We start from the raw sequence: 5944 nt of genomic DNA, 5'->3' as shown, positions 1-5944 counted from the left end.
GTCTGATCATACCCTTGATCGGCGTTCCACACTTTGGTTGTAACAAAAACATCTTCACGTTTTAAACCAGATGCCCGAACCGATTCGCCGACCTCTTTTTCATTGGCATATAAAGAAGCAGTATCGATTGCACGATAACCTACTTGAAGAGCCGTAGTCATCGCCTTTACTGCTTCTTCGGGATTTGTCATTTTATAAACGCCTAGACCCAGACGTGGAATCTCAATGCCGTTATGTAATGTTTTGGTGGATTGTATTGTTAAAGTCATGTTCTTCATCCTTTCCATTCCTTGTTCTTTCTTCATACATCTATTGTACAAATTGAATCTAAATTTTACGAGTGAGATGATTTATTCATCAAAAACTATTGCATATTCCCCTAAAAGCGAATAATATATGAAATGTTGGTTATTTCGTTCGTCTTTTTGAAAGGAGACACACTATGTTTCGCTTAAATGAGCATAATACTAATGTAAAAACTGAAATCCTCGCAGGTATGACGACATTTCTGACGATGGTTTATATCGTAATCGTTAATCCGGTCATCTTGGCAGATGCTGGCGTACCTTTTGATCAAGTCTTTCTAGCAACTATTATTTCAGCAGTTATAGGTACTTTATGGATGGGGTTATTTGCAAACTATCCTATCGCCATTGCACCAGGTATGGGATTGAATGCATTTTTCACTTACACCGTAGTTATTTCCTCTAATGGGGAAATTAATTACATCACTGCATTTTCAGCAGTATTTATTGCCGGACTATTATTTATCATTTTATCTTTAACACCTTTACGTAAAAAATTAATCGAAATTATCCCTGAAAATTTAAAACATGGTATTACCGCTGGTATCGGCTTGTTTATCGCTTTTATCGGTCTGCGACTATCTCATTTGGTTGAAGCTCATCCCCAAAACTTGGTGAAGCTTGGAGATTTAACAAGTGCACCAGTATTGCTGACATTGTTCGGATTGATAATCACATTGATTTTGATGGTGATGAATGTTTACGGAGCTTTATTCTATGGAATGATTGTTACCGGAATTGTTGCTTTCTTCACAGGCCAACTGAAGTTTGAAGAAACATTGATGAAACTACCGTCTTTACCAGAAGGCATCATTGTATGGAACCCAGCTGTTGCTTTTATGGATGTCTTCCATTATGGCATGTTCGGCATCGTTATTTCTTTCTTACTCGTTACTTTATTTGATACTACAGGAACGATGATTGGTGTTGCAAAACAAGCTGGGCTAATGAAAGGCAATAAAATGCCACGTGCAAGACAGGCTTTGCTTGCAGATTCAGTAGCGACAACAGTCGGAGCTATGTTCGGTACAAGCCCAACATCTGCATACATCGAGTCGTCTTCAGGCGTAGCTGTTGGTGGTCGTACAGGTTTAACATCTGTTACTGTCGCTGTTTTATTCATCATTGCCGCTTTCTTTGGACCACTCGTTTCTTCGCTATCAAGTGTAGCTGCCATTACTGCACCAGCTTTGATTATTGTCGGTAGTTTGATGATCAGTGCAGTGAAGCATATCGATTGGGATTCTTTCGACGAGGCCTTCCCTGCTTTCATAATTATTTTAACAATGCCACTGACATCAAGTATTGCCACAGGTATTGAACTAGGATTCATCCTTTATCCATTATTAAAAATCTTTAAAGGCCAGGCACGAAAAGTACATCCGTTACTATATATCTTCGCTGCTCTGTTCCTGTATCAGTTACTATTCTTGCCTCATTAATATAAAAACGACTGGAGCCTTTTGACTTCAGTCGTTTTTTCGTTTAWGAATCGGTTCAGCTTCATCCGATTGTGCAGGATCGGAAACTCGATGATCTTTTTTCAATTCATGTTCATCACGCATTTTTTCCATTTGACGGCCAAGCTGTTTCATCTCTTCCATCGATGAAGCCATKGAACCATTCTCAGGATCTCGTTCTTTTTTCGACATGTTCGCTCAGCTCCTTTTTGCTATCGTATAAGAACCTTACAGAGAAAGCAACATTTGCATTGAACGAATTTCGCCATAATTGTATCGAGGAGAATATTTCTTTTTGAAATGAAGTAAGCTATACTTAGGTATGATATTGTAATACTCTCAAAAGGAGGCAACAAAAATGAGCTTACTACTTATTCTTGGTGTTACTGTTGCATTCCTTGCTGCGATCTTCACGGCAGGGTACGATGACAAACCAGGTGCATCTGAAAAGAAATAATCATGTAAAACGGGATTGCTATAATTAGCAATCCCGTTTTTTTAATCTAAATTCGGATAATCTTGTTGACGCAGTGCTTCATAAATTAAAATAGCAGCTGTATTAGACAAATTTAATGAGCGTACATTATCATTCATCGGAATACGTAGGCAACGGTCTTGATTCGCATCAATCAATTCACGAGGCAAACCAGACGTTTCTTTTCCGAAGACGAAAAAGAAATCTTTCTCAATCTCGCTATAGTTATACGTAGTATGTGGTTTAGACCCATGCTTCGTAAGGAAGAAAAACTCCCCTTCCGGATATTTAGCAAACAACTCTTCTAAAGCGTCATAGTAGTGAATATCAACATGCTCCCAGTAATCGAGCCCTGCACGTTTTAGCATTTTATCGTCGGTTGAAAACCCTAATGGTCGTATTAAATGTAATTTCGTATCCGTCCCTGCACACGTACGGGCAATGTTACCTGTATTTGCTGGGATAAGTGGTTGATAAAGTACCACATGTATAGCCATTTCCGTCACTTCCTCAATGTATGGTTTCAAAGGATATCCCTTTGAGAATTTCTTCAATCACTTCTGGATCTTTCTCTACTGTTAAAGCTTTTTGCAAAGCTTCCATTCCTTCAGATGTACCAATCTTACCTATGGCCCATGCAGCTGTGCCACGAATCACCGGTCGTTCATCAGATTGGAGTAAGTCAATCAAATCAGGAATGGCACTTTCTTCTTTAAAATGTGCCAGTGCTAAAATTGCATTCCTTTGGATGGGTTTCTTCCCTCTCCAGGAACCGGACACATGGCCGAATTTAGTTTTGAATTCCTTGTTGCTCATTTTCAACAGTGGTAATAGCAATGGCTTTGCAAGTTCAGGGTCAGGCTGAAAATCAATTTGATGCATATTGAATTTACCTTTATTTTTCGGACAAACCGTTTGGCAAGTATCACATCCATAGATGCGGTTTCCGATTTTGGTTCGGAACTCATCTGGTAAAAATGTCTTGGTCTGAGTCAAAAAAGCAATACATCGTTGCGCATTGAGCTGACCACCTTCAATCAACGCACCAGTCGGGCAAACGTCCAAACACAATCGACAATCTCCACATTCATCTTCCATTGGTGTATCAGGTGCGAAGGGAATGTTCGTAATAATCTCTCCCAAATAAACATAGGATCCAAATTCAGGCGTAATAACCGAACAATTCTTAGCACTCCATCCGATTCCCGCACGCTCGGCAACAGCCCGATCAGACAACTCTCCTGTGTCCACCATAGAGCGTGTTTTAGCGTCTTCAATATGTTCCGCTATAAACAGCTCCAATTTAGCTAAACGGTCCCTTAACACTGTGTGATAGTCGATTCCCCATGAGGCTCTGGCGAAAATCCCCCGTCGCTCGCCTTTCTTCCCTTGCGGTGCATTTTCCATGCGTGATGGATAGGCAATGGCGATGGAAATAATACTCTCAGCTTCGTTCAATAAAAGCGATGGAACCGTTCTTTTTTCAAGGTCAGGCTCTTCAAAGCCTGATTGGTACCCTAGTTCCTGTTGGCGTTTCAATCGATTCTTCAACTCACGAAAAGGATCGGAAGAAGCAAAGCCGATTTTATCGATGCCAATGGAATGTGCATATGTTATTAGTTCTTGTTGAAATTGATTGACATTCATAAAACTTCTCCCTCCTTGTGATAAACTATTGAAAAACGAATTGTAGGTGAAAGCATGAAAGCTTCTATAGAATCGTCCATTTTTCAAATCGACGAATTTATTAAAATAGGCATTAACCATTATACCAAATTTGTCATCTCAGAATCGCCTCAAATGTTAAAAGGACGCATGCAATTATTTCAAGAACACTTATTTTTTGACTTACAAGATAAAGAATTGACTGATTATGAAGGAATTAAAGAATGGCGGGCTCTTTGGAAAAAGTTTGGAGCCGATCCTGGTCGTTATCGCCCCGCCATGGAGGCCATGATGCGTCGAATTCGCAATCAAAACTATTTACAGCCTTTAAACAGTGGTGTGGATTTAAATAACTTCTTTTCCTTGCAATATGAAATCCCTGTTGGTCTTTATGATTTATCTCATGTAGAAAGTGATATTCACATAGAACTAGGAGTATCTGACACTACATATACCGGAATCAATGGACGCGAAAATAATTTACATGGCATCCTTACCATCCAAGATACGATAGGTCCATTTGGAAGCCCTTTTGTAGATTCACTCCGCACCGCTGTCAGTGAACAAACCGTTGACGCTTTACAAGTTTTCTTTTTAAAGCCTTCCATGTCGATTGAGGCTGCAGAGCAGCTAGTTACTGCGGCAGGAAAAATGTTTACACAAGTTAACGGAGGAAACTTTTCATCCGTAATTTTATCTAAAGAGCAGGTTCAGGCTAACTTGCCAACTATATCATGATTGCATAGAAAAACCGCTTCAATCGAAGCGGTTTTTTCTATTCGTTATTGTTCAGTTCCCTAATGATCGTTTCTAAACCAGCGTACGTTGATCTAAAAGTTGGAATGTCTCTTTCTTGTAATAAACAACGGCTAATTTTACATTTGTCATTGCTATCATCTCCTTTAGAGTATCCAAAATAATGATCACATTATTCTGGATTCCCTTATGAAAATGTTTTATTCCTATTTTTGAATATCGCATGATTTTAAGTCATAATGCTCATGCCAATCCAAAAAATGTGAAATAAGAAAACACTTAGATAACAGGCATTGGCAAAACTCAATACGTATTTAAAACTTTTACCAAACTGTTGGAATGGATATTTTAAAATAAATACTGCAAAAAGGGTGCTTAAAAACAGTTTAATTATGAGAATAGTAAACGGGTCTAACTTTATTAATAGTGGATTAGCTTCGGAGATAATCAACATTGTGATTCCGACATATGTGGCAATTCCATCCAAACTATTTAATACAACTAACAGCCAAGCCCAGCCAACCATTTTATCACCTTTATCTTTATTTGATATATTCAATGTGGTCAAGTGAATAACGACTTAATCATATCTTGATATATCTCCTTTACCAGAAATTCGTCTATTTAATAAAGGCATTTGGAATGCTGATTGTAATCTCGGTAATCCTTTATACGCTTGACGATATTTGGTTAGAAGGATTGACGATAAATAACTTTATTTTTTCAGCCTGTCTGGGTATCAGCTTGGCTCATTCCTTTTACAAGACCCATTCAATCTGGGCAAATTCAGGATTGCACGGTGGATAAAATATTGCATATGGACTGTTTTATGGAGTATCTGGGAACGTCGGGGATGGAATCATTCAATTTAAAGCAGTAGAGTCCAATTTTTCTTATCTCCATGGCTTTCATATTTATGCGAACTTGTGTTATTTCTGATTGTATACTTGGGCGGAACTTGGTTTGTTCAGCCTTCCTTTACAGAAGAGTTATTACAACCCAATCCGAATTCAAGGAAAGTCAAAATCCAATAACTCCTTTAAACAAGTTACGCGTTTGTAATTCACATTAATAAACTTAGACTTAGGTTCGCTCCATTGGAATATTTTTCAACGTTTATGAAGTGAAATAAAGCTAATACTCAATAGTGCGGGGCTTGGGTTGATAAGCCATGTTTTATTTCTCGCATAAAACGCTTAAGCATTTTGCTTAGGCGTTTTTTTTTGTAACTAATCAATATGATGGATTTGAATAAACTGGGGCTTTCAGAACATCCTAACAGG

At 38.4% G+C, this 5944-nt stretch carries 7 protein-coding genes; 2 read left to right on the top strand and 5 right to left on the bottom strand.

What is annotated here, in order from left to right:
- The coding region (locus tag AC1DSB_RS13050) for an aldo/keto reductase (protein WP_477586858.1) at positions 1 to 269 on the bottom strand (269 nt) is incomplete at its 3' end.
- A 173-nt stretch (positions 270 to 442) separates the two neighbouring features.
- Between AC1DSB_RS13050 and AC1DSB_RS13045 the strand changes: the two genes are divergently transcribed.
- On the top strand, positions 443 to 1747 hold the full coding sequence (locus AC1DSB_RS13045; protein ID WP_016429210.1) for an NCS2 family permease: 1305 nt from the start codon (positions 443 to 445) through the stop codon (positions 1745 to 1747).
- Between the two features lie 27 nt (positions 1748 to 1774).
- Here the strand turns inward: AC1DSB_RS13045 and AC1DSB_RS13040 are convergent, their stop codons facing one another.
- From AC1DSB_RS13040 to queG, 3 genes are all read right to left on the bottom strand, one after another.
- Positions 1775 to 1957 carry a hypothetical protein gene (locus AC1DSB_RS13040; protein WP_477586857.1) on the bottom strand — a complete coding sequence of 61 codons (183 nt, stop codon included), beginning with the start codon at positions 1955 to 1957 and terminating at the stop codon, positions 1775 to 1777.
- Positions 1958 to 2263: 306 nt separating this feature from the next.
- Positions 2264 to 2737, bottom strand: a complete 474-nt coding sequence (gene trmL, locus AC1DSB_RS13035) for a tRNA (uridine(34)/cytosine(34)/5-carboxymethylaminomethyluridine(34)-2'-O)-methyltransferase TrmL (protein ID WP_016429213.1) — start codon at positions 2735 to 2737, stop codon at positions 2264 to 2266.
- Positions 2738 to 2750: 13 nt separating this feature from the next.
- Positions 2751 to 3887, bottom strand: a complete 1137-nt coding sequence (queG, locus tag AC1DSB_RS13030; protein WP_477586856.1) for a tRNA epoxyqueuosine(34) reductase QueG — start codon at positions 3885 to 3887, stop codon at positions 2751 to 2753.
- 54 nt (positions 3888 to 3941) lie between these two features.
- Here queG and AC1DSB_RS13025 point away from each other — a divergent pair, with 54 nt between their 5' ends.
- The gene (locus tag AC1DSB_RS13025; protein ID WP_477531942.1) at positions 3942 to 4643 is read left to right on the top strand and encodes a B3/B4 domain-containing protein; all 702 of its coding nucleotides are present in this window, start codon (positions 3942 to 3944) and stop codon (positions 4641 to 4643) included.
- 247 nt (positions 4644 to 4890) lie between these two features.
- On the opposite strand, the gene AC1DSB_RS13020 is transcribed toward AC1DSB_RS13025, so the two are convergent.
- Positions 4891 to 5229 (bottom strand): DUF5658 family protein, encoded by a 339-nt coding sequence (locus AC1DSB_RS13020; protein ID WP_477531943.1) that lies wholly within the window; start codon positions 5227 to 5229, stop codon positions 4891 to 4893.
- Positions 5230 to 5944 lie beyond the last annotated feature (715 nt).

This window comes from Paenisporosarcina sp. P4_E4_2 (assembly GCF_056401595.1).
This window is presented reverse-complemented; position numbering and strand designations above follow the sequence as displayed.